21 protein-coding genes and 4 tRNA genes are annotated in these 24,738 nt (G+C 39.5%); 14 read left to right on the top strand and 11 right to left on the bottom strand.

Annotation, left to right across the window (positions count from 1 at the left end; genetic code table 11):
* Positions 1–201: 201 nt before the first annotated feature.
* A complete protein-coding gene (gene chrA, locus M5F03_RS07930; RefSeq protein WP_249707865.1) occupies positions 202–1,440 on the top strand; it encodes a chromate efflux transporter in 1,239 nt (412 codons plus the stop codon).
* A gap of 34 nt (positions 1,441–1,474) precedes the next feature.
* On the opposite strand, the gene M5F03_RS07925 is transcribed toward chrA, so the two are convergent.
* Positions 1,475–2,587 carry an AAA family ATPase gene (locus M5F03_RS07925; RefSeq protein WP_180004940.1) on the bottom strand — a complete coding sequence of 371 codons (1,113 nt, stop codon included), beginning with the start codon at positions 2,585–2,587 and terminating at the stop codon, positions 1,475–1,477.
* Between the two features lie 142 nt (positions 2,588–2,729).
* Positions 2,730–4,145 carry a Si-specific NAD(P)(+) transhydrogenase gene (gene sthA / locus M5F03_RS07920; RefSeq protein ID WP_078190237.1) on the bottom strand — a complete coding sequence of 472 codons (1,416 nt, stop codon included), beginning with the start codon at positions 4,143–4,145 and terminating at the stop codon, positions 2,730–2,732.
* A 206-nt stretch (positions 4,146–4,351) separates the two neighbouring features.
* Here sthA and lipA point away from each other — a divergent pair, with 206 nt between their 5' ends.
* From lipA to M5F03_RS07905, 3 genes are all read left to right on the top strand, one after another.
* Positions 4,352–5,365 carry a lipoyl synthase gene (gene lipA, locus M5F03_RS07915; RefSeq protein WP_180004941.1) on the top strand — a complete coding sequence of 338 codons (1,014 nt, stop codon included), beginning with the start codon at positions 4,352–4,354 and terminating at the stop codon, positions 5,363–5,365.
* 414 nt (positions 5,366–5,779) lie between these two features.
* Positions 5,780–8,293, top strand: coding sequence for an acyl-CoA dehydrogenase (locus tag M5F03_RS07910; RefSeq protein WP_249707863.1), 2,514 nt, complete (start codon positions 5,780–5,782; stop codon positions 8,291–8,293).
* Positions 8,294–8,452: 159 nt separating this feature from the next.
* Entirely contained in the window at positions 8,453–8,839 is a 387-nt protein-coding gene (locus M5F03_RS07905) for a carboxymuconolactone decarboxylase family protein (protein ID WP_168379173.1), read from the top strand.
* A 104-nt stretch (positions 8,840–8,943) separates the two neighbouring features.
* Here M5F03_RS07905 and M5F03_RS07900 read toward each other — a convergent pair whose 3' ends face one another.
* Together M5F03_RS07900 and M5F03_RS07895 are read right to left on the bottom strand one after the other, a co-directional pair.
* Positions 8,944–9,201: a hypothetical protein gene (locus M5F03_RS07900; protein ID WP_249707862.1), complete on the bottom strand. Its 258-nt coding sequence runs from the start codon at positions 9,199–9,201 to the stop codon at positions 8,944–8,946.
* Between the two features lie 186 nt (positions 9,202–9,387).
* Positions 9,388–10,566: a S1C family serine protease gene (locus M5F03_RS07895; RefSeq protein WP_249707860.1), complete on the bottom strand. Its 1,179-nt coding sequence runs from the start codon at positions 10,564–10,566 to the stop codon at positions 9,388–9,390.
* A 169-nt stretch (positions 10,567–10,735) separates the two neighbouring features.
* Here M5F03_RS07895 and M5F03_RS07890 point away from each other — a divergent pair, with 169 nt between their 5' ends.
* Together M5F03_RS07890 and sodB are read left to right on the top strand one after the other, a co-directional pair.
* Positions 10,736–11,494: a Nif3-like dinuclear metal center hexameric protein gene (locus tag M5F03_RS07890; RefSeq protein WP_249707858.1), complete on the top strand. Its 759-nt coding sequence runs from the start codon at positions 10,736–10,738 to the stop codon at positions 11,492–11,494.
* Between the two features lie 156 nt (positions 11,495–11,650).
* A complete protein-coding gene (gene sodB / locus M5F03_RS07885) occupies positions 11,651–12,277 on the top strand; it encodes a superoxide dismutase SodB (RefSeq protein ID WP_078192384.1) in 627 nt (208 codons plus the stop codon).
* A 323-nt stretch (positions 12,278–12,600) separates the two neighbouring features.
* Here the strand turns inward: sodB and M5F03_RS07880 are convergent, their stop codons facing one another.
* Positions 12,601–13,944, bottom strand: coding sequence for a hypothetical protein (locus M5F03_RS07880; protein ID WP_078191896.1), 1,344 nt, complete (start codon positions 13,942–13,944; stop codon positions 12,601–12,603).
* A 496-nt stretch (positions 13,945–14,440) separates the two neighbouring features.
* On the opposite strand from M5F03_RS07880, the gene M5F03_RS07875 reads away from it, so the two are divergent.
* The 5 genes from M5F03_RS07875 to M5F03_RS07855 all read left to right on the top strand — a co-directional run bounded on the left by M5F03_RS07875 (position 14,441) and on the right by M5F03_RS07855 (position 15,726).
* Positions 14,441–14,516, top strand: a tRNA-Asn gene (locus M5F03_RS07875).
* A 5-nt stretch (positions 14,517–14,521) separates the two neighbouring features.
* Positions 14,522–14,597: transfer RNA gene (locus M5F03_RS07870), tRNA-Asn, on the top strand.
* 217 nt (positions 14,598–14,814) lie between these two features.
* A tRNA-Asn gene (locus M5F03_RS07865) sits at positions 14,815–14,890 on the top strand.
* 256 nt (positions 14,891–15,146) lie between these two features.
* A tRNA-Asn gene (locus M5F03_RS07860) sits at positions 15,147–15,222 on the top strand.
* Positions 15,223–15,243: 21 nt separating this feature from the next.
* Positions 15,244–15,726, top strand: a complete 483-nt coding sequence (locus tag M5F03_RS07855; protein WP_283773870.1) for a DUF2726 domain-containing protein — start codon at positions 15,244–15,246, stop codon at positions 15,724–15,726.
* Between the two features lie 75 nt (positions 15,727–15,801).
* Here M5F03_RS07855 and M5F03_RS07850 read toward each other — a convergent pair whose 3' ends face one another.
* From M5F03_RS07850 to M5F03_RS07835, 4 genes are all read right to left on the bottom strand, one after another.
* Positions 15,802–16,062 (bottom strand): hypothetical protein, encoded by a 261-nt coding sequence (locus M5F03_RS07850; RefSeq protein ID WP_111884529.1) that lies wholly within the window; start codon positions 16,060–16,062, stop codon positions 15,802–15,804.
* 182 nt (positions 16,063–16,244) lie between these two features.
* Complete coding sequence (locus tag M5F03_RS07845; RefSeq protein ID WP_249707851.1) at positions 16,245–17,705, bottom strand: alpha/beta hydrolase; 1,461 nt, start codon at positions 17,703–17,705, stop codon at positions 16,245–16,247.
* 122 nt (positions 17,706–17,827) lie between these two features.
* The gene (ubiA, locus tag M5F03_RS07840) at positions 17,828–18,709 is read right to left on the bottom strand and encodes a 4-hydroxybenzoate octaprenyltransferase (RefSeq protein WP_249707850.1); all 882 of its coding nucleotides are present in this window, start codon (positions 18,707–18,709) and stop codon (positions 17,828–17,830) included.
* 22 nt (positions 18,710–18,731) lie between these two features.
* Positions 18,732–19,217 (bottom strand): chorismate--pyruvate lyase family protein, encoded by a 486-nt coding sequence (locus tag M5F03_RS07835; protein ID WP_111884531.1) that lies wholly within the window; start codon positions 19,215–19,217, stop codon positions 18,732–18,734.
* A 202-nt stretch (positions 19,218–19,419) separates the two neighbouring features.
* Between M5F03_RS07835 and M5F03_RS07830 the strand changes: the two genes are divergently transcribed.
* Positions 19,420–20,334 (top strand): polysaccharide deacetylase family protein, encoded by a 915-nt coding sequence (locus M5F03_RS07830; RefSeq protein ID WP_249707849.1) that lies wholly within the window; start codon positions 19,420–19,422, stop codon positions 20,332–20,334.
* Between the two features lie 84 nt (positions 20,335–20,418).
* Here the strand turns inward: M5F03_RS07830 and M5F03_RS07825 are convergent, their stop codons facing one another.
* A complete protein-coding gene (locus M5F03_RS07825) occupies positions 20,419–20,697 on the bottom strand; it encodes a hypothetical protein (protein ID WP_180084127.1) in 279 nt (92 codons plus the stop codon).
* Positions 20,698–20,792: 95 nt separating this feature from the next.
* Positions 20,793–22,208: a type I glutamate--ammonia ligase gene (glnA, locus tag M5F03_RS07820; RefSeq protein ID WP_171263711.1), complete on the bottom strand. Its 1,416-nt coding sequence runs from the start codon at positions 22,206–22,208 to the stop codon at positions 20,793–20,795.
* A gap of 878 nt (positions 22,209–23,086) precedes the next feature.
* Here glnA and M5F03_RS07815 point away from each other — a divergent pair.
* Positions 23,087–23,671 (top strand): anthranilate synthase component II, encoded by a 585-nt coding sequence (locus M5F03_RS07815; protein WP_249707848.1) that lies wholly within the window; start codon positions 23,087–23,089, stop codon positions 23,669–23,671.
* Between the two features lie 18 nt (positions 23,672–23,689).
* Positions 23,690–24,736, top strand: coding sequence for an anthranilate phosphoribosyltransferase (gene trpD / locus M5F03_RS07810; RefSeq protein WP_078191968.1), 1,047 nt, complete (start codon positions 23,690–23,692; stop codon positions 24,734–24,736).
* Positions 24,737–24,738: the final 2 nt, after the last annotated feature.

The following is a 24,738-nucleotide window of genomic DNA, read 5'->3' as shown; positions in this document are numbered from 1 at the left end:
GCGGAAACCGACGCCATGTGCATGTGGGACAGCACTATGTCACTTCGTCCAATTATCTTTTTCCCTGCTAAGCACTTCAAAATATTTTTGAAGCAGGATTTACATACTCTTGCAATAATCAGCTTTTAAGATCTTTTAACTTTCATAATTTTATCCTTTAGAAATTCATAACCTTATTTCGATTTTTAATATTGGTAACGCATGAGCCAGTCCACACCACAACGAAACCTTGTCATCTTTCTCACCTTTTTAAGATTAGGGTGTATTGCATTTGGTGGACCTGCGGCACATTTGGTGTTGTTTTTTCAATATTTTGTGAAACAAGAAAAATGGATAACGGAGCATGAATATGTGCATTTGCTTGCCTTGGCTCAAGTCCTTCCAGGCCCAACAAGTAGCCAGCTCGGCATGGCAATTGGATTTCAACTCAACCGCTATCAAGGTGCTTGTTTTGCATGGTTAGGATTTACTTTACCTTCAGCCCTGCTGATGTGTGCCGCGGCCACTTTAAGTATAAAACTCAGTAATCAACTCTCAACTTTATTCTTTCATGTTATTCAGTTAATTGTACTAGCCGTTGTTGCATGGGCATTTTGGCAAATGATGCGAAGCTTCTGTAAAACAAAATTTCAGTATCTAGTCATGCTTTTAGCTGCATTTTTTATTTATTTCTTTCAATTTTCTCTAAATCAAGTTTTGGTGATTTTATGCGCTGCAATTATCGGTTTAGTTTTATCGTCAAATCAATTACACAGCCAAAAGCCAAATATCGCCGAAACAGTTCCACCCAAACATGACAATTTTAGCCAGAATGCACATGAAAATACTCGCACCTCTTGGCTATGGCTTCTCGCCTTTATCAGCCCTTTTTTCGTTCTGCCATTCTTCGATATACAACATAGCAATATATTGGCTTTCAGCTTAGAAAGCTTCTACCGCACAGCATCCCTCGTCTTTGGTGGTGGACATATTATTTTGCCATTTTTACATCAGGACTTTGTCTCTACAGGACTGATCAGTAATGAAAATTTTGACTTAGGCTATGCCCTTGCACAACTCATGCCGGGGCCTTTGTTTAGTTTCGCCGCCTATCTCGGCACGCTTTTACCCATGACTGATGTGCTACTCTTAAATGCTGTACTCGCGACTGTGGCGATATTTTTACCGTCATTTTTATTATTGTTTGGCTTATTACCGTTTTGGAATAAGTTGATGAAATACCCGATGCTTTTTGGCACCTTAAAAATAATCAATGCAGCTGTCGTCGGTCTATTACTGTGTCTACTATTTCAAATGAGCCAGAAATACATCATTCAATGGACGGACTTTATATTTGTTGCCGTCGTTATTGCTTTACTTCGCAGCAAGCTGCCAGTCTGGTTTAGCTTAATAAGCAGTTTTATCGGCTATTATGCTTTTTTAACTTTTCTACCTTTTTAAACTTAAGCAAAAAAACTATAGCTAAAGGAATAATCTAATCCTCATCGATTAAGCTTGCGCCCTTGACCACGGTCTTCCCCTCGACTTGATCTAGTTGATAATGCTGCACATCACTATACTGTTTGATCATTTCAACCAGTTCATTGGAATGTGTGGTCAACCAAAGCTGCGTATAGCGACTTGCTTCGGCAATCAGCATCGCCAAGGCAGGTAATAAATCGGGATGTAAGCTATTTTCTGGCTCATTCAGTGCCATAAAATTTGGAGGTCTAGGACTCAGTAAAGCTACGGCTAAACACAAAAACCGTAAAGTCCCATCTGAAAATTCTGCACTTTCTAAAGGTCTTAAGATCCCTTGCTTTTGCATCATCATTTGAAAGCGCCCACCCATTTCCTGCACATAAAATTGGGTCTGCGGAAAGGCTTTTTCTAGTACTTCAAACAAGGTTTCACTGTTACCACGCTCACGTAAAGTTTCAAAAGCCGCAGCTAAATTTGTACCATCATGCGCTAAAACTGGCGAACGAATGCCCACCTGTGGGACACGGATCGGTGAATTTCCACTGACAGAAAACTCATGATAAAAGCGCCAGTTTTTCATGGTCTCACGCACTTGTGAAACTTCGGGATATAAGTGTGGATCGGACAATTGTCCAAACACCGACTCTTCTGGTGTTAATGCCATCGGATAAGCAATCCGTTCTTCATCAACATTTTTAAGAAATGCCGCTTGGTTGGTTCTTTCCAACAACTCACTCATTTTTCGACGTTGATAGCCGCTTAACCAAATCCCTTCAACTTTGACCAAAGGATCGAGTGCAAACAAGGTGATGAGCGGTTCAGGAAAACCAATTTCAAGTTGATATTCATAATGCTCCATCTCCACTGCAAGCTTCATGCGCTTAGGGTCTTTCGATCGATCACCCGCACGGTGACCACCTGCCCACATGATTTTTTGAATCCCGCCCTCATTTGCAATAGCTTGGGATAATTGGCCATTTGCAGCTTCATGTAGGAGACGTACAGCTTTATATAGATTGGATTTACCACAACCATTCGGACCACTGACAATATTCAGACGCGACAAGGTCAAATTCATATGATGAATAGATCGAAAACCTTGAATAGTCACTGAACGGATCGTCATGGGTTACCTAAAATGAGTTGAAAATGCTGATGATTATGAGTTGATTGACTGTATATTTTGTATGCACTTTATTCTACCCATAAGAAACCCGCAAGCCGAAACTTACGGGTCTTTCATTGCACATTCTAAGTTCAATTTAGCCTTAGAATAAACGGTTCATACCATTCAATGTTGCCACACGGTACGCTTCCGCCATAGTCGGATAGTTAAATGTGGTTTCTACGAAATATTTAATCGTATTGTTCGGGCTGTTCATCACAGCCTGACCAATGTGAATAATTTCCGCAGCATTATTACCGAAGCAATGAACACCTAAAATTTCTAAAGTATCACGATGGAACAAGATTTTAAGCTCGCCCACGGTGTCACCTGTAATTTGCGCACGTGCCAAATGACGGAAAGATGCCTGCCCCACTTCATACGGAATTTTTTCTTCCGTTAACTGTTGTTCAGTTTTACCAATCGAAGAAATTTCGGGAATGGTATAAATACCTGTAGGAATATCCGTTACAGGTGCAATTCCTTCTTCACCGCTCATGTTAGAACCGGCACAGCGACCTTGGTCATATGCAGCAGATGCAAGTGAAGGCCAACCGATTACATCACCCGCAGCAAAGATATTCTCTACTTCAGTTTGATATTGATCATTCACGGTTAATTGACCACGGCTGTTTGGTTTAATACCTACATTTTCTAGGCCTAAACCATCTGTATTACCAGAACGACCGTTACACCACAAAATCGCGTCGGCTTTAATTTTCTTACCACTTTGCAAGTGCAGAACTACATGATCATCATGTGTTTCAAGATGATCAATCTGCTCATTGTGGCGAATAAGTACACCCTGCTCACGTAAACGATATGACAATGCATCCGAGATTTCATCGTCTAAATAGCTGAGTAATTTGTGCTGTGTATTGATCAAGTCTACTTTATGGTCTAAACCAATAAAGATAGACGCGTATTCACAACCAATCACACCTGCACCATAAATGATGATTTTTTGGATTGAATAATCCAGATCCAAAATTTTGTCTGAATCAAATACGCGAGGATGATTAAAGTCTAAAGCAGCTGGACGGTAAGGACGTGAACCTGTAGCAATCACTAATTGCTGGAATACTAAAGTTTCCGTCATACCTTCATTGCTAAAAATCAAAACAGTGTTTTGATCTTGGATATACGCACGGCCGTGGAAAATATCAATTTTATTACGGTCATAAAAACGTGAATGCGTTTCAACTTGTTGTTGAATCACTTTATGCGCATTACGTAACACCTGTTTCATCGTGAACTGTTTCCATTCACCGACTTTTTGGAACATAGGGTCACGTTGGTAACGTAAAATGCTTGAAACGGTCTGACGCAATGCTTTACTTGGAATTGTTCCTACATGGGTACAGTTACCACCAAGCTGTTCACGCATATCTACAATTGCAACTCGCTTACCTGATTTAGCAAGTTTCATTGCAGCGCCTTCACCCGCAGGGCCAGAACCCAGAACTACCGCATCGTATTTCACGAAAGTTCCACTAACGACCTCTTTCTTACGTGGCATTCAACGCTCCTTTACAAATATTCTTTAATCTAGGCTGTATTATGACGTATATCCTAACTTTTTTGGATATTTAGCTCACATATATTATGTGATAACCACATTTATTATATGAATATCGTTTTCCCCCTATTTAAGCTCAAGTCCGCTATAATGATCGAGCTAATTTTTTGAATATCTCCTCGTCAAAAACAGTGGAAAAGTTGAATATGTCTGAGAACCGTAAACCTGTACAGGGTGTAAAACTTCGTGGCGCAGAAAAAGTCGCTCGCATACCTGTGAAGGTTGTGCCAACGGTTGAAACGCCTCGTAAGCCTGACTGGATTCGGGTCAAAATGGCTGCCCCTGATGAAGTTCAACGTATTAAAACAACTTTGCGCGCACAAAAATTACATACCGTGTGTGAAGAAGCGGCTTGCCCGAACTTACCTGAATGTTTCGGTGGCGGTACTGCAACCTTTATGATTATGGGCGATATCTGTACTCGTCGTTGCCCATTCTGCGACGTTGCGCATGGTCGTCCCAATGCTCTTGACCCAGATGAACCACGTCACATGGCAGAAACCATTGCCAATCTTGGTTTGAAATATGCCGTAATTACGTCGGTCGACCGTGATGACCTAGTTGATGGCGGCGCACAGCACTTTGTTGACTGTATTAAAGAAGCTCGTGACTTGAGTCCAAAAACACTTTTGGAAATTCTAGTTCCTGACTTCCGTGGTCGTATGGATGTTGCCCTTCGTATCATGACGGAGTGCCCTCCTGATGTCTTTAACCACAACATTGAAACTGTGCCGCGTTTGTATAAAGCCATGCGTCCGGGTTCTGACTACCAACACTCTCTAAACTTATTAAAAATGTTTAAAGAATACTGCCCAGATGTACCAACCAAATGTGGTTTGATGGTCGGTATTGGTGAAACTGAAGAAGAAGTGATCGCGTTATTAGACGACTTAAAAGCACACGATGTTGACTATGTCACCATTGGTCAGTACTTACAGCCCTCTAAAGAACATGCACCGATCGATCGTTTCGTTACACCTGAAGAGTTTGATCGTTACACAGCACATGGTCAAAAGCTTGGTTTCAAAAACATTTGGGCTGCACCAATGGTCCGTTCTAGCTACTTTGCTGACCGTCAATACTATGGTGAGCCAGTACCTGCGGTACGTCGTAAAACTGATCCTGCAAAGAAAATTGCAGTTCAAACGATTGAAGCTTAATCACGTAAAGATTTAAAACATCGCAAATTAAAGCCCTCATTGATTGAGGGCTTTTTTTTTGTGGCTTTCACACACTCAGCCTAATTCGTTTCCCAATATAAGATCTTTCGAAAATTGTCCGTTCCTTAAACGTTATCCAATATATCGAATCATCCAAGTTTACGTAATGTGACATTTCTTTGCCCGATAGGGATTGTATTGTGATTATTTATTAATCAATCTATTGATAACACTTTATTTGCGCTTTCATTATATTCGCGCAATTGTCCAATCATACTCACCAGCCGAGTGATGCCATTTTGACAGTCTCATGCACTTTAAAATCAGAAAGACAAAAGATGAGATCATTTTTAAACGCATGTAGGCTGTTTTAAACGCATAACGCTCTGGCCCTTGTCACTGGAGCCATAACAAATGCTATTTATACTCAGTGCAGTACTCTTTATTTTTGCTCTTTGGGCCGTTTTTTTCTTTGAACTTTCACGAGCTGTAGGTGCAATAACACTGATATTTGTTTCAATTGCACTCGCCTTTTTAACCCCATGGTCATTAATACTTGGCATCCCGCTTATTGCTTTAAGTTTAGTTATGTTGATTGACCCACTGCGGCTCAATCTGCTCACCAAACCTGCCTATAAAACCTTAGCAAATGCAATGCCGAGTATGAGTATTACGGAACGTGAAGCATTAGATGCAGGAACAAGTTGGTGGGAAAAAGAGCTATTTATGGGCGCGCCTGATTGGAAAAAATTTGAGGCTTATCCCTACCCTCAGCTCAGCGCTGAAGAACAATCCTTCATTGATAATGAAGTCGAGCAACTTTGTGCCATGCTCAACGAGTGGGATATTCACCATAAACATAAAGACCTCCCACCAGAAGCTTGGCAATTCATTAAGGATAATGGTTTCTTAGGACTGGTGATTCCAAAATCTTACGGGGGCCGTGAATTTAGTTCATTTGCACAAAGCCGTGTCATGAGCAAGATTGCATCCCGCTCACTGACTGCCGCCGTCAGTTGTATGGTGCCCAACTCGCTTGGACCGGGGGAATTACTTCTACACTATGGTACCGAAGCACAAAAAGACAGATACCTCCCTGGCCTTGCAAAAGGTGAAGAAATTCCATGTTTTGGTCTCACTAGCCCTGAAGCAGGCTCAGATGCAGGTGCGATTCCTGATACAGGTGTCGTCTGTTATGGCACCTTTGAGGGACAACAAGTGCTCGGCTTAAACATGAACTTCTCTAAACGCTGGATTACCCTTGCACCAATTGCCACCGTCATTGGTCTGGCATTTAAGCTATACGATCCAGATGGCTTATTGGGAGATAAAAATAAAACGGAATATGGCATCACCTGCGCCCTATTACCGGCGAGTCATGACGGTGTCATTACAGGCCCTCGTCATAATCCAGGCTCTCCGTTTATGAATGGTACAGTTGAAGGCAAAGATGTCTTTATTCCCTTAGACTGGATCATTGGAGGGATTGAAAATGCCGGCAAAGGCTGGCGTATGCTGATGGAATGTTTAGCGGTTGGTCGTGGCATTTCACTCCCAGCTTTGTCAACGGCAGCCGGAGAAATGGCATATTTAAATGTTGGTGCATTTGCCAAAGTTCGTCAGCAGTTTAAAATTTCTGTAGGTAATTTTGAAGGTGTACAAGAAGCTTCGAGTGATATCGCATCAGACGCTTATATGCTTGAAGCATTTCGCTATTTGGTGACTTGTGGTTTAAACCAAGGCGGCAAACCTGCTGTAATGACTGCAATGGCCAAATACTATGCCACTGAAACCATGCGGAAAGTGGTGAATCATGGCATGGACATCGTCGGTGGACGTGCCGTGCAAATGGGACCTCGTAATTTTTTAGCTTTGAATTATCAGGCCATTCCCGTATCAATTACCGTCGAAGGCGCCAATATTTTAAGTCGCTCTCTGATGATTTTTGGACAAGGCTCCATGCGTTGTCATCCATATTTATTTGAAGAGCTACAATTACTTCAAGCCGAAGATAAAACCACTGCACTCAATACATTCAATGAAATGCTCTTTAAGCACTTAGGGTATACCTTTAACCGAACTGCACGTGCTTTTGCTTATGCGTTCACAGGTGGCCCATCAGACTCACCTGCTTCAGCAGATGAATTTAGCCGCCCCTACTATAAAAAAATTAATCGATTCAGTGCTGATTTCGCGCTGACTGCTGATATGTGTCTCGGCCTTTTAGCCGGCGATATTAAACGCAAAGAAATGCTTTCGGGCCGACTTGCAGACATTCACTCTTATTTATTTATCGCGACGGCTATTCTTAAATATTATGAACAAGGTCAAAGAAGTGAAGCTGAACAATTACATGCTCAACTTGCATTAGATAAAGCTTTGTACAATGTTGAAGAAGCTTTCCATGGCTTATTTGACAACTTCCCAATGCGGCTGGCAGCAAGCGTAGTAAAAATCATCTGCTTTCCGTTTGGACGAGTTGTTGCTAAACCAACAGACCGTTTAAAACGTGAAGTTGCCACTCAAATGATGCTAGACAATCCTTTCCGACAAGAACTGAAAAAGCACGTGTATTACAGCACTGCAGCAGATGAAGTTTCTGGTCGTATGGAAAATGCCTTTTTACAATTGTTGAAAATTGAACCGCTGTGGAACCAATTTAAAAAAGCTGAATCTAAAGGCCAATTTAAAGGTTTAACTTTTGAAGCACATATAGCCGATGCAATTGCACAAAAAGTCATTACTGCCTCCGAAGCTGAACAGCTCAGCACTTACAACATTCAACGCTATGACAGCATGCTCACAGATGTATTTGACATGCAGCTCATCCACGAACTTGAGCTTTCCAATCCACATTTAACCATTGCACCAGAAGTGAAAAAGCAACAACACACCGATGATGAACCAGAAGCATTTCTGCGTTATTAATCAACTTCTGCATCGCTTTTAAGCTTTATTTTTCTCAAAATAAAAGCCATTCCACCGTTAAACAATGGGATGGCTTTTTTATACGACCATCAGCCAATGGTATCGCAGAGTCAAAGGTATAGGCTGTACTGCAAAATTACATCACAGAGGGTTTGCTACATGTCACAACAAGATTATGAAAATGGCTTAAAAGTTCGTACTGAAGTTATGGGTGAAAGTTTCGTCAAACGTGCTCAAGACAATACCGTGCCATTTACTCAACCTTTGCAAGATTGGATTAATGAGCATGCATGGGGTTCAACTTGGCAGCGTGAAGGCGTTTTACCCCGTAAATATCGCTCACTGATTACCATTGCATTTTTAACTGCACAAAAAAGTCCAACAGAACTCAAGGGTCATGTCCGAGGTGCTTTAAATAATGGGGCGACTGTAGAAGAAATTCAGGAAGTGTTACTTCATAGTTTGCCATATTGTGGCGCACCGGCGACTCAAGAAGCCTTTCGTGCGGCACTTGAAGTCATTAATGACTATCAAAAATCTAAATAAGTTACTGCGTTATAAAACGGCTTTAGAAAACTACGATTATCGTGGTTTTCTAAAGGGTTTCATCTTGTTTTTAACTTAGGACCTTAAATGCAGTGAATCCCGAATCAAATCCAATACACATTAAAATTATAGAAGAATTCATTCACTTCAAATCGAACTTGATATCCCAATTCTGTAAGCTCAGCAGATAAACTTCGAATCTCTTCTAAAGCTAAATGCTTGGGTAAAACCGTAAATACGGCGGTATTCTCCTGTTTGTCATTTTCCTCAATCAGCAAAGCCAAACGTGTCTTATATAAGGCGATATCTAAATTGGCTTGACTAGATAAAACTTTGGCATGTTCAGCGGGTAAAAAGCTCATATTCTTATACGCTTATCTGATTATTATTGCTTATAAATTAAGCCAAATTCAGCAAAGTGTGCAATGCATTTTTGTAATTGATATTTCAATTACAAAGCGCATTGTTTGGCGCAAACGATGCTCTTCAAAGCGATATACAAAAAAAGGTACTCAAAAGAAATCCCTCATGACGAGGGATTTTCTATGCTAGCGGGGTAATGGAATATATTGCGAGTCACTGTTTTGAGTTTGCGGTTTACGCTCTCCCACTTGTACAGGTAATGTCATCGCCTTTCCGTCTCGCTCAATCTCAATTTGCATAGTGCTCAATGGCGCTTGTTGTGCAACGTAATTGATTAAATGTGAGGTCGAGGTAATCAGCTCATTATTCACTTTCATGATTTTATCACCACGTTTTAAACCTGCTTGTGCTGCAGGTCCATTACGAATGACATCTGCGACAATCACACCATTCACACGCGGATCTAAAATATTTTCTTGTTTAATTGGAAGCAAACTAATACCTAACCAACCACGTACCACTCGCCCATCTTTTAAAATAGCGTTCAGCACTTGTTGGCACACTTTTGCAGGAATGGCAAAACCAATCCCCAAAGAGCCACCTGACTGCGAGAAGATCGCGGTATTTACACCAATTAAGTTCCCTGCAACATCAATTAAAGCACCACCAGAGTTACCGGGGTTGATCGCCGCATCTGTTTGAATAAAGTCTTCGTAAGTGTTGATTCCCAAATCTGAACGACCTGTAGCTGAGATAATCCCTTGCGTAACCGTCTGACCCACGCCAAAAGGGTTACCAATCGCTAGGACGACATCACCGACTTCATTGCCACTTAGCTTAAATGGCAAAACCGGTAATTGACTCATTTCAATCTTAATCACAGCTAAGTCTGTATCTGGGTCTGTACCCACAACTTTCGCTTCAGCACGACGACCATCATGTAAAGCCACAACGATCTGATCGGCCTGTGCGATCACGTGGTTATTCGTCAAAATATAGCCATCTGGACGAACAATCACACCTGAACCTAAACTATTTTCGTTTTGATTAGTTTGATCTGGAAGTTGATTACCAAAAAACTCACGGTAAACCGGATCATTTAATAAAGGATGATCCAATTGTTTCACTTTTTGCGTAGTGAAAATATTGACAACCGCTGGAGCAGCAACTTTTACCGCAGCACTATACGAAACTACACCGCCTGTACGCGATGTATCAATGAGGGGTTCAACCTTTTCTGCAGGCATTTTAACCCCATCTGGGGCAATGGGTGCTTTAGGTTTTTGAACCTGTTGCCATGTTAAGAAACCGATGATCACAAGTATTAATAATACCCAAGGTAACCATGTAAAGGTCCGACGCACGTCTATATCCTCTAAATTTTATAATTCATTGATGGCTAAATAATTTATATCGTATTGTAATGTAATATTTTCAACAAACTTAAAAATAAACACAGAGATTTGTGATTCTTTAGTTACAATTTAAACAATCGTAAATTTTGATGCATCTCTTTGAGATTTTGGACAGTATATGGCTCAGTTAAGTGAAATTATTCAGTGGTGTGACAGCACACTCAAAGCACATGAATTTAAGGACTATGCTCCCAACGGCTTGCAAATTGAAGGCTCAGCAGAAGTGCATAAAATTTTATGTGCAGTTACCGCGTCACAAACAGCGATTGAAGCCGCAATCGCAGCAAATGCTGATTTGCTATTGGTACATCATGGTTATTTTTGGAAAGGTGAAGCTTACCCAATCACTGGTATGCGCGGCAAACGCATCAAAAGCCTGATCAAAAACGATATTTCACTCGTTGGTTATCACTTACCTTTAGATAGTCACCCTACTTTAGGTAATAATGCAGCGATAGCTGATTTGCTCGAATTGGAAAATATTGAAGCTTTAGATCCTACTGAACGCAATCCTATTGGCAATGTTGGTTATTTAAAACAAGCCATGACTCCAGCGGCGTTTAAAGACTTTGTTTCTGAAAAATTAGGATTTGATGTCATTCACCTGCCGGCAGATAAACCATCGATTCAAAAAATTGGTTTTTGTACGGGCGGCGCACAAGACTTTATTGGCAAAGCCGCTGCATTAGATTGTGATGCATACATTTCAGGTGAAGTGAGTGAACGTACTTTTTACGAAGCTGAAGAATTAAATGTGCATTATTATGCCTGCGGACATCATGCAACTGAAAGATATGGTGTACAACGACTCGCAAAAGCTATTTCAGAACAGTTCAATATTGAGTATAGTTATTTCGAATTAAACAACCCGATTTAATTTAAATCGTCTTGGTCTTTGACTCAGTCCTTATATGTATATTTTCAGGCTTTATTCTGTATTGTTATTTATAAGCAATGCGCATTTTACTGCAAGAATCTATTACAATAACGGCACTTAATGTCAAAACCCAGCAAAATGCAAGGAATTGAAAACATGACAACGATTACTTTACCAGCATTACCTTACGGTTACGAAGATCTTGCTCCGCACATCAGCAAAGAAACTTTAGAATACCATCACGACAAACACCACAATACTTATGTGGTTAACCTAAACAAAGCAATTGAAGGTACTGACCTTGCTGGCAAAACTTTAGAAGAAATCATCACTGCTGTTAAAGGCGATGCTTCTAAAGCTGGTATCTTCAACAATGCAGCTCAAGTATGGAACCACACATTCTACTGGAACTGTATGGCTAAAAACGGTGGCGGTAAAGCTACTGGCGCTTTAGCAGCTAAAATCGACGAAGCTTTCGGTTCTTACGAAAAATTCGCTGAAGAATTTGCAAATGCTGCTGCAACTCAGTTCGGTTCAGGTTGGGCTTGGTTAGTTGCTGACGAAGTAAACGGCAACCTTTCTATCCTTAAAACTTCAAATGCTGACACTCCACTTGCTCACGGTAAAGTTGCAGTGTTGACTATCGACGTTTGGGAACATGCTTACTACATCGACTTCCGTAACGCTCGTCCTAAATACATCTCTACTTTCTTAGAAAGCCTAGTGAACTGGGACTATGCAAACGCTAAATATGCAGGTCAAGCTGCTGGCGTTGAAAAATAAGTTTTAAAACTTATTTTAAAGTAAAAAAATCACCCTTTTAGGGTGATTTTTTATGGGTTCTATAATTCTAAATTTATAAAAAGTTATTAGAACTTCTGTTTCTTTTTTTAGTTTCAGTGAAGCTAAAAAAATCTATGCAACATGGACTATTTTTCCCATGTTGCATGATAAACATTTAAAAAATTTAAAATCCGTAGTTATGGCCTTTCCCAACACAAGATTCTGAAATTTATTAAAATTAAGGTGTTTTCAAATACTATGTATTAAATTAATTGTAGGAGAATTACCATAGTTATATTTTTGAGAGTATAACTACGCAATTATTACCTTAAGAGATCATTTACGCCTAAATGACCAAACTTGCCATTTATTAGACGACCATCATCTAACTGCACGTTTTTAAATTCTATAGTTCCCTCTGAATCATTGACAGTTACACCACTACAATGATTATTCGTCAATTTACAGTTCCATTTCAGATAGATATTCACATTTAATTGACCCTTCTGTGGTCTTTGATAAGCTACATTTACATTTTTAGTTATAGTATCGTATTTCACTGTGAACTCTAGATCAGATTGCTTATCTCGACTCATAAAACGATAATATTTACTTTCATTCTCTGCATATGCAACTGCTGAAACAGTTTCATCAATTTTAAAAACTTCATCTCCTGCAATGACTTGACCATAAGGAATTTTTTTCACAAAACCTCCAGATACTTCTAAGTCTGGAGACGCAGTATATTCAACAGGGTTAGTAAATAAGTTATTGATGAATTTAAAGGTCGTTATACCATTTTCATAATCTGTATTTAATGTAAAATCTCGATTGAAGTAACCTTTATATATGTACACATCTTTAGGTTGCTCATTACTGAAATAATTCCCCTCTGTTAAGATAAATCTATCATGATCAATATCCAAAGGATTATTAAAATTAAAATAATATTCTTTATCGGTCGTAAAACTTAAAACAGAACTAGTTTTCCAATCCAAAAACTTTTCTATTGTTGCAGGTTTACCATTAACAATTAAGTCTGATTTCGCAGGATATTCATTAAATCTTTTGCTATCCCATACTGGCCAATCAGAATTTACTTCAAACTTAACAGAGCCTTTAATTTTAGCTGTAGATGCAAAGCCAATATTATTTAAACGTCCTGTTATAGAACCATTTGCATCTATAATAAAATAAGTTTTGCCATTACTCTGCTTTTCAATTTTATAAGAAAATGTATCACTGCATGAATTTTGACATTGAACCCGCAGATACCCGTTAGCATTTTCCGAATAGCTAAAAACTCCAACTTTATCGTCATTAGGATAAAAATAAAGACCCGCCAAATTATTAATATGGGCAGACAAATCATTGCTTGGTGTAAGAATTTCTAGATTCCACATATTATTGTTAGTAGCAGATGCTTCAATCACACTATCTGTGTGAAATGGTGAAAACTTGATAGTTGAGTGATTAGCAATGCCAGAATTTTCAATTTCAAAATAGCCATGTGTCAAATCTGGACTTAGTACAGAAGTTTCTTCAATAGGCTTAGGCACAGATGTTTCTGATGACGTTGGACTACTTTCTCCTCCCCCTCCACCGCATGCGACTAATAAAATAGATAAGAGAGTTGAAGTTAATAATTTTCTTCCAATGTGAAGCATATAAATTCCTATTTAAAAATAAATTTTTAAATTTTATAAAATATTGAATTTAGAATACTTTTTTAAATATTCAATAACATTTCATGAAACTTTGTTTTGTTCTTATACAGGAAGCTAAGCCATTTGTGTACTTAGAAGATTTATTTATCTAAAAATTATTAAAAAAATCTGCTAATTAATTAAAACAACTGGAATTTACTGACTAATTATTAACTATTTCAATATAATAAAGGTCATCCGAAATGACGGTACATAGTGCTCTCAGCATGTTCAGAACTAGAATAGCGATCTAACGCAACCTTACCCACCATTCCATCCATCACTCTATTAACTATAATTGTTAAAGTATTCCGATAGGGTTTAACGCAACAAAAGCTTAAAATAATCAATAAATAAGCAAGAAACTCATCTTTGGATAATAAAAAAACATTTAAGCGCTTTATCTTTTATTTTTACTTGACCGCTTTAGCTTTCATCCCTAAAATGCGCATCAGATTCTCCAATAGCTCAGTCGGTAGAGCGACGGACTGTTAATCCGCAGGTCCCTGGTTCGAGCCCAGGTTGGAGAGCCATCTATTCTTCCATAGCTCAGTCGGTAGAGCGACGGACTGTTAATCCGCAGGTCCCTGGTTCGAGCCCAGGTGGAAGAGCCAGATTCTAAAAAGCCCACTCATTGCGAAGTGGGTTTTTTATTGCCTGATATTTAACAAAGCATACCTACTTTTTTGTTTTTGCTTTCCTAAAAAGTATCCGTATATTTACCAAGTTGTCTGATTCGGCTATTTTTAAAACACTTAATTTGATTTTTAAGTATTTTATTTAAATCAGGCTTGACCACCCTCCCATACATCTTTAGAATCCACTTCAGATTCTCCAATAGCTCAGTCGGTAGAGCGACGGACTGTTAATCCGCAGGTCCCTGGTTCGAGCCCAGGTTGGAGAGCCAAATTCTAAAAGCCCACGCATTATGTCGTGGGCTTTTTTTATGCTCTGACTTTTGTTTTAAGATAAGTATAACTTGCTCTATGACCTAAGCTAATCACTTAGCTCTCCGACCACATTAGAAAGAATAGTCAGAGCTTAAGTTTTAAAAACGCTTTATATTAAAGGTGTTTATATTTAATACATTCAGCCTAAATTTCCTTATTTTTTGCAATTCTGACTTGACCTCACTGCATTTGCCCCATAGAATGCGTGCAGATTCTCCAATAGCTCAGTCGGTAGAGCGACGGACTGTTAATCCGCAGGTCCCTGGTTCGAGCCCAGGTTGGAGAGCCAAATTCTAAAAGCCCACGCATCATGACGTGGGCTTTTTTCATATATGTTGTTTATTCCGTGCCAGATCTCAGTCAGTTCATATTTTTTATTATTGGTTGCTTGGCAACTTTTGCCCTTATCTGCTTAGTCTTTCCCAGACTATTTAGAAGCAAACAAAAGTTTTTCCCACGTCGTGTAATCACGGCCTTTGAAAGTAAGATGTTTCATCGTTTAAATGAAGCATTTCCGAACTACCACATTTTAGCCCAAGTAGCTTTTAGCGCACTGATCACTAATCAAAATTACAAAATCAGAAATAGATTTAATCGAAAAGTCACTGATTTTGTCATACTTGACCAAACTTATAATGTATTAGTGATAATCGAACTGGATGACCCTAGTCACATAGGCAAAGAGCAAGAAGATGCTGAACGTAATGCGATGCTTGAAGAAGCTGGCTACCGTGTAATCCGCTACACCAACATTCCAACAGTTCACACGCTCAGGCATGATGTAAATAAATAGTTGTTAAATACTTAAATCAAAATCAAACATTGAATGAATGCGCATTGCATTCACATCCACAATGTAAGCTGAATTTTATTGAGCATTTGACTCTTGAGCAGCCAGCACTTCTGATACTGCTTGGTCAGCCTCAGCAGCCAAAGCCGCATCTTGAGCTTCTTTTTCTTTAATACGCTCAATCATTTCAGCTTGTTGTTGCTTATACTTTTCTTGGTTTTTAGCATCACTATTGACTGCAAGAAAAGCCATACTGACCAAAAATATAGGAATCAATAGCCCAAGTGCCATCAAAATGATCATCTTTTTGGTATTGGGTTTTGGCTTAACTTCAGACATAACGATTCTTTCATTTACATAAATAATTCGACGCCCAATATAGCAAAAAACAAAATTCGCTCAAGCCTTCATATCATTCTTTGCTCGAACTAACGATGCCCCTCATTTTCACGGATTGAATGATTAACAATCCAATATTCAATAAAAAAAGGAGACATGCTCCTTTTTTATTATTTAAAAACTTAGCTTGAAGCAGCTATACCCTTACAATGTGGACTTTGGCTTGCATCTTTTTGCTCATTGGTTAAGACAATACCTGTACCTGCAGACATTTTAGCTTGAATAAATTCGACCGCTTGCGCATTTCTACAGATAATTGCCTGTGTATGACTTGCATTTGGCACAACGTCTAATTGATAACCTTCAGCATAATTTGCATCTGGGAAATACTTCTTCGCTTGTGTTTTCATATTTTCAAATAAAGCTTGAGTCACAGGAGGTAATACAGCTTTATCTTCTTCACCTTGAATAATATAAACAGGGGCTTTAATTACTTTGGCAGCAGTTGCATTTGTCGCTGGCTGATTATCATTTAAAAATTTCTGAACAACGGGATCGGTATCGATTTTATTCAAATCAATTCCGTACTGTGAAACCATATTCGTTGGATCTTTTAAGAATTCAATCACAGCTGCTTTAAACTGTTCTTGCAAACCATTTGCGCCATTTGGATCGGCATAACTTAAACATGCACCGTCATCTCCTGTACGTCCATAGGCTTTTTCTGCAATAACACCAGCATTAGCAGTAAAAATATTTTTTAAATCATAATTTGGCTCATAGGCTTTAATACCCGAACTGGTCAATGCAGCATATGCCAAAAGCTCAGCATAGCCATCTGCAATTTGATCAATTAACGCCTGTGCTTGAACCTCAGAAAGCTGCCCCATACTAAGTGCATAACGCACTTGTGCCAACTGTTCATCCAATCTATTCAATCCATGGGCTTTAGGTTGACCGTTTGCATCTACATTTAGTTTTGGATCTAAGTAAATCTTAATAATCGTGCCTAAACTCGACGCAGGTGCGGCTGCTACTGCACCTTTATAGTTAGTATCGGTATTCGCAAATTCCGCCGTCCCTAAGGATGCATGACCACCTTGCGATTGACCAATCGACATCCACTGACCATTGAGTTGCTTACCATAATGTTCTTTTGCCGCTTTAACTGCAGTAAGCGCCGAATTTGCCGCACTTGATAAATTAAGGTATGGATGAACTCCTTTGGTTCCTAAGCCTTCATAGTCTGGCGCCACAATTACATAACCTGCCGCCATAAGCGTGTTAGCTAGAATTTTAAAACGTGGATGAATTAGATTTTTACTTGGCGCACACTCATCTCCTGCTCCGACTGTCCCATGCTCCCACACCACAACGCGATAACCATCTTTAGGTTGAGTAGCTTTTGGAAACAACACTAAAGCCGTTGCTGTTGCTGCTTTCCCCTGCACATTGGTCATGTTATACGTCATGACTTTTATGGACGATGCATTGTCTACAGTATTGAAAGCATAATTTGCTTCAGACACAAATGTTGATTTTTGATTCGAAGATGATGAGTCATTATCATCGTCATTACACGCGGTTAAAGACAGCATAGAAACTGCAACTGTCAAAGCCAATGCTATTTTTGAACGTTTCATAAAATATCCTTTTTAATCATTATTCTTTAAACATGAAACTACATGCCTTTTTATTAATGCATAAAAAAAAGCACCCGAATAGGATGCTTTAGTTTATTTTAAAAAGTTTCAGATCAATGACATTAAAGAGCCAATGCCATAAAAATTCCAATAAAAATCATAAACCCTATCCAACGGTTATGGCGAAACGCCCAAAAACATAACTGCGGATCACGGCCTCTGGTTTTAGTCCACTGGTAAATAAAATCGGCAGCCACAGCCAATAACGCGACCAAACCGAATGGCATCAAGAGATCTTCTAAATACAGCGCAATAGCAATCAATACAATACTAAGCACCTGCAATAATGAAATGATTTCAATATCGTATTTACCAAATAAAATCGCAGTCGATTTCACGCCAATTTTCAAATCATATTCACGGTCAGTAATGGCATATTGTGTATCATACGCAACCGTCCACGCCAAATTACCAAAGTACAATAACCAACACGTTAAATCAGGTGTTTGCCCCACAGCGGTATAGGCCATAGGAATCGACCATGAAAATGCCGCGCCTAAAAATACTTGTGGCAGATGCGTGTAGCGTTTCATAAAGGGATAAATGAACGCTAAAAACAATGCCCCAAAGGACCAATAAAAAGTTTCTATCGGTAAAAAGAACAACATACATGCGCTAGCAAGCACCAAGATCAAGAACACATATATGGCTTCTTTAGCACTAATTACGCCTGTCGCTAAAGGACGATGTTTGGTTCTTTCCACAGCACCATCGACTTTACGGTCAGCAAAGTCATTAATCGCACAACCTGCTGCACGCATAAATATCGTGCCCAAAATCATAGGAATCAAAATACTGAATTGCGGTGTTCCTTGATTGGCAATCCACAGTGCCCACATGGTTGGCCAAAAAACCAGTTCCGTGCCAATTGGCTTATCGAAGCGACATAAATAGTAATAAGCTTCTAAACGCTGCTGCCAAGTAATCTGTTGCACCACGGCCATGATTGTCCTTCATCTGGTAATGTTATTTCTGCAAATATTGTTCAAAACTCGCTAAAAAAGTTTCCTGAACAATAAATTTACAACCATGCCAAGTATAACAGCTCTGACGTGTCCAACCATCGTCTAGCCACAGTACACGCCGCTCACACTTCGGATTGGTACGCTGAAATAAAAAATGTCCGATCGGTTTTTTACCAATATGCTGAAAAATCCGCGCACGTCCTTGTATGCTAAGGATTGGAAATATACTTTTTGCCTTGACCCACGGCTCAGCTTCACAGCCATATAAATAACTTTCACGTACCCAAGCTGTGTGCTGTATTGGCATTTGTAGCCACCGTGCATCTTGAAGCGTCATACGTTGAAATTGCTCAATACTCGGCTCAACTTTAAATACACCTTGGGCAAAATCTGTTAATTGTTGGGTTAATGAACCCGAAGCATACAACCATGTTCTTAATTCAGGAGACATTCTTTTATCCCGCATTTCGCATGCTTGACGCTGCATATTTCATTTCCCTTTAACCATTTGCTGAGTATAGCGAATCCCTAGTGTAACTAACTCAACATCGTTTTTCATGACCAATAGCTTGTTTTCAGTAAAATGAACAAAACCAAAACTGCTTAAGTACTTCATTACATTTGCAATCAACACAAACCTCACTTACACAGTATGATGTCGTGGATAACCACTAAATTACACAAGCATAATGTTTCCATTTTACCCGCTACATGTTTTTATTTTTTTCGTTTTACTTTGTGCCAATATCACGGCTCAAGCAAAATCTATTGCGCTCAGTTTTGATGATGGATTAAATCCAGTGTTTAACGCACAAGCGGAACAAATCAATGCCCAAATTTTAAAACATCTGCATGATCAACAAATCAAAACTATTGTCTTCCCTAGCCTGATTAAAATTGGCGATTATCAAGGTAAACAACTGATTCAAGCGTGGGGACAATCTGGCCATCTGATTGGCAATCATAGTGCACTGCACCAAAATCTGAATAAAGAAAATGTCACATTAAAAGATTATCTGCACAGCATTGAACATGCGGATACAGTGTTAAAAACGCTGCCGAATTACACACGTATCTATCGTTATCCATTTTTAAAAGAAGGTAATAGCGCTGAAAAACGTGATGCTGTCTATCAGTGGTTAGAGCAGCATCAATACCGCATTGGCGGTGTGAGTATAGATGCCAGTGACTGGTTTTATAACCAAAAATATCTCGACTATGCCAAACAGCAAGATCAGGACAAATTAGACCGACTAAAACAAGCATATATTGCTCACCTGCTTCACCGAGCAGATTATTATGACCAACTTGCCCAGCTCACCATAAATCGTTCACCACAGCATGTTTTACTTTTACATGTAAATGCTATTAATGCCGCATTTTTAAAAGATCTCATTACCGCCTTTCAGCAGCATGGCTGGACATTTATTTCAGCAGCAGACGCCCTACAAAACCCACTATATGCACGGCGCAGCCAAAACATCCCTGCGGGAGAGAGTGTGATTTGGTCCATTGCCAAAACCAAAGGATTAGAAAACTTACGCTACCCTGCCGAAGATGCGCCTTATGAAATCGACAATTTAAAACAGCATGGTTTGCAATGACGATTAGCAAATCACTTAAAGCTCAATAAAAAATGACCTGCAATATTGCAGGTCATTTTTTCAGTTCAATTTTTTAGTGTTGAATTAAAAGTTATCTGTCTTGGCAATGGCTTCAAACTTGCCTTGCGGCGTTTTTATTAAAACCAACCCTTCGGTCGTAATATAAAAACTTTCAGGGTATTCAAACTCCAATGCCAGCTCTGGGTTTTTCAACTCGACAAATTGAACCTGTTTATAGCCTTCAACGGTCCGCCCCACTTCCAAATAAGTCACTTCTGAGAAGTTAAGTTTAAATCCCTTTGCCTGATCCGCTGGATCAATCCAAGGGAAAAAACCGGTATGTTTTTTACGTGGTTTTGCCATGTTTAGATATTCATTCAACTCTTTGCTTTATCTTAACCCATCTCATAAAAAACCCGCACAAGGCGGGTCTTTTTACAGTGCAATTCTGTACAGAATTACAAGCTGTAGTACATGTCGAATTCAACTGGGTGAGTAGTCGTGTTAAGACGACGAACTTCTTCAGTTTTAAGTTCGATGTAGGCATCAAGCATTTCTTTAGTGAACACGCCACCTTTAAGAAGGTAATCATGGTCAGCTGCAAGAGCTTCAAGCGCCATATCTAAGCTATGAGCCACTGTAGGGATTTTAGCTTCTTCTTCAGGAGGAAGGTCGTACAAGTTCTTGTCAGCAGCTTCACCTGGGTGAATCTTGTTTTGAATACCGTCAAGACCAGCCATAAGAAGTGCAGCGAAACCTAAGTACGGGTTCATCATTGGATCTGGGAAACGTGCTTCGATACGTTTGCCTTTAGGGCTAGAAACGTAAGGAATACGGATAGAAGCTGAACGGTTACGTGCTGAGTAAGCAAGCATAATCGGTGCTTCGAAATGTGGAACTAAACGTTTGTACGAGTTAGTTGATGGGTTTGTGATTGCGTTCAATGAACGAGCGTGTTTGATCACACCGCCAATGAAGTACAACGCCATTTCTGAAAGACCAGCGTATTCATCACCAGCAAACAAGTTCTTGCCATCTTTAGAGATCGACATGTGAACGTGCATACCAGAACCGTTATCGCCAACCATTGGTTTAGGCATAAATGTAGCAGTTTTAGCATATTGGTGAGCAACGTTCCAAACAGCATATTTGAACTGTTGAACTTCGTCCGCTTTGCGAACCATAGTGTTGAAGCTTACACCGATTTCAAGCTGGCAAGATGCAACTTCGTGGTGATGTACTTCTACACGACCTGGGCCCATGATGTCTTCAATTTTTGCACACATATCTGCACGCATATCTTGTGAAGAATCTACAGGAGGAACTGGGAAGTAACCACCTTTCACACGTGGACGGTGACCAGAGTTACCAGCTTCGTAATCTTTACCAGTAGACCAAGCAGCTTCTTCAGCGATTAATGTGTGGCGCGCGCCAGACATATCGATGTCCCATTTTACTTCGTCAAATACGAAGAATTCTGGTTCTGGACCAAAATAAGCAGTATCACCGATACCAGTTGATTTTAGGTATTCTTCCGCACGGCGAGCAATAGAGCGTGGGTCACGTTCATAACCTTGACCAGTTGAAGGTTCGATAACATCACAAGTCACAACAACTGTAGCTTCTGCAAAGAACGGGTCGATAAAACAAGTTTCTGCATCTGGACGTAAGATCATGTCAGATGCTTCAATGCCTTTCCAACCAGCAATTGAAGAACCATCAAACATTTTGCCATCTTCAAACGTATCTTCGTCGATTGAATCTGCTGGGTAAGTTACGTGTTGTTCTTTACCCTTAGTATCAGTAAAGCGAAAATCGACCCATTTTGCGCCACTTTCTTGGATGAGTTGAAGGACCTTGTTCGCCATGCTCATTTTGCTCCGATGATTTTTTTGTGCACACTGAAGTGCGTGTTAGTAGTTGGTAGTTATTAAGCAATTACCGTACCAACTTTTAAAAGCCAAGCTAAAATATTGAATTCCTTATCAGAATAGAAGATTTTAGCTCCTAGCTTTTCGACTATTATACTGTGTGTAACAGTAAATGCACCATATTCAGCCACTCTTCATCACTTTTGTTTAAAAACTTCTCGCAGGTGTATCAAAATAGTGCAACTTGGTTTTGCACCAAAATGATTAATCGCTTTCAACGATAAAATCATTGAGATTTTATCAAAGCTTTAAGGTCGAATTTAAATACGATAGAAACTAATGGCTTAGCTAGCTATAGATGGAAAAAAATCAGCGTAATCACTATATTCATGATCGATATTTAGGTTTTTTGAGCGCGTAAAGTACCCATTTTTTGACGTTAATTTAACCATTATGTTTTAATTTTAATCAATTTACCTTTACATTAATTGTGCTCCATTTTGGTGATTTTGCTTCAAAACGGTTCATATTTTTCCATCTAGAGCCTGAATTGCTATTTTTAACGACATCAAGCAGATCTTTTTAAAATATCAATTGAACATATTTTACCCACTTAAATTCAGCCTAATGTCTTGTTCAAATTAAATCCCAAATTTATAAGTCGAAAATTTATTGAAATGATTTCAGTTGCGATGAACTTTGGCGAAATTGTTCAGCAGAAATTGAATAATATTTGCTATGATTGGCTGCATTCTAAATATTTCACTGTTTTTCTATTTAAAATATCCACACGATATTTGGGTCAATATACAACTATTTAGAATCATTTCGGACTATTCAAAGCACATTTAAGTGCATAAATTTCAAAGGTTAATACGCTCATGCTTTTGATGATCGACAATTATGACTCTTTTACCTACAACATCGTCCAATATTTTGGCGAGTTAAATCAGGAAGTAAAAGTTGTACGTAACGATGCCGTGACATTGGAAGATATCGAGCGATGGCAACCGAAGTATTTAGTCATTGGTCCTGGCCCTTGTTCGCCAAGTGAAGCAGGTATTTCAATTCCTGCGATTCAACACTTTGCGGGAAAAATTCCCTTACTGGGTGTGTGTTTAGGCCACCAAGCCATAGGACAAGCTTTTGGCGGCGATATTATTCGCGCTAATAAAGTGATGCACGGTCGTTTATCTGACATGTATCACAGCGATCAAGGCATTTTCAGCAACCTCCCTTCTCCATTTGCCGCTACTCGCTATCACTCTTTGGTGATTGATCAAGCGACTTTGCCAGAATGTTTAGAAGTGACCTGCTGGACCAATGAAGAAGATGGCACGATGGAAGAAATCATGGGAGTCAAACATAAGACATTGCCTGTCGAAGGCGTGCAGTTTCACCCTGAATCGATTCTTAGTGAACATGGCCATCAAATCTTTAAAAACTTCTTAGAAATTTACGCATAATCGAGTGCAAAAAATATTATGAATATTCAACAAGCTTTAAATAACATCACGAAAAATATTGAACTCACTCAACCTCAAATGGAAGAAGTGATGCGCACCATCATGCAAGGTGAAGCAACCGATGCTCAAATTGGCGCACTGATGATGGGCTTACGCCAAAAAGGTGAAAGTATTGATGAAATCACTGCCGCAGCACGTGTAATGCGTGAGTTTGCGATCAAAATTGATGTCAGTGATCTGCCACATTTGGTGGATATCGTTGGTACAGGTGGTGATGGTCAAAACTTATTTAACGTCTCTACTGCGTCTAGTTTTGTTATTGCAGCAGCAGGTGCAACTATTGCTAAACATGGTGGTCGTGGTGTTTCATCAAAATCAGGCTCTTCTGATCTTTTAGAACAAGCAGGAATTAACCTTGACCTTAACATGCAGCAAACTGAACGCTGTATTCGTGAAATGGGCGTGGGTTTCCTCTTTGCACCTAATCATCATAAAGCCATGAAATATGCTGCTGGTCCACGTAAAGAATTGGGCTTCCGTAGTATTTTCAACCTACTTGGCCCGCTTACGAATCCGGCCGGCGTAAAACGTTTTGTGATTGGTGTTTTCTCTACAGAATTATGTCGTCCTATGGCTGAAGTTTTAAAACAACTCGGTGCAGAACATGTCTTGGTGGTGCATTCAAAAGACGGTTTAGATGAAATTAGCCTTGCATCAAGTACTTATGTTGCTGAACTCAAGGATGGCGAAGTCACTGAATGGGAAATTCAGCCGGAAGCTGTAGATATAGAGTCGCAAACCTTAACAGGTCTATCTGTAGATAGTGCTGCGGAAAGTCTAAAATTGATCAAAGATGCTTTAGGTAAAAACAAATCTGCACTCGGTGATAAAGCCGCGAATATGATTGCCCTAAATGCAGGCGCAGGCATTTATGTTTCAGGCTTAACCAATAGCTATAAACAAGGTGTTGCATTAGCACATGACATTATTTATGGCGGTCAAGCACTAGAGAAAATGGGCATTTTGTCTGAATTTACGAAAACTTTAAAAGAATACGAAGCTTAAGA

It is taken from the genome of Acinetobacter amyesii, assembly GCF_023499985.1.
GTDB lineage: Bacteria > Pseudomonadota > Gammaproteobacteria > Pseudomonadales > Moraxellaceae > Acinetobacter > Acinetobacter amyesii.
This window is presented reverse-complemented; position numbering and strand designations above follow the sequence as displayed.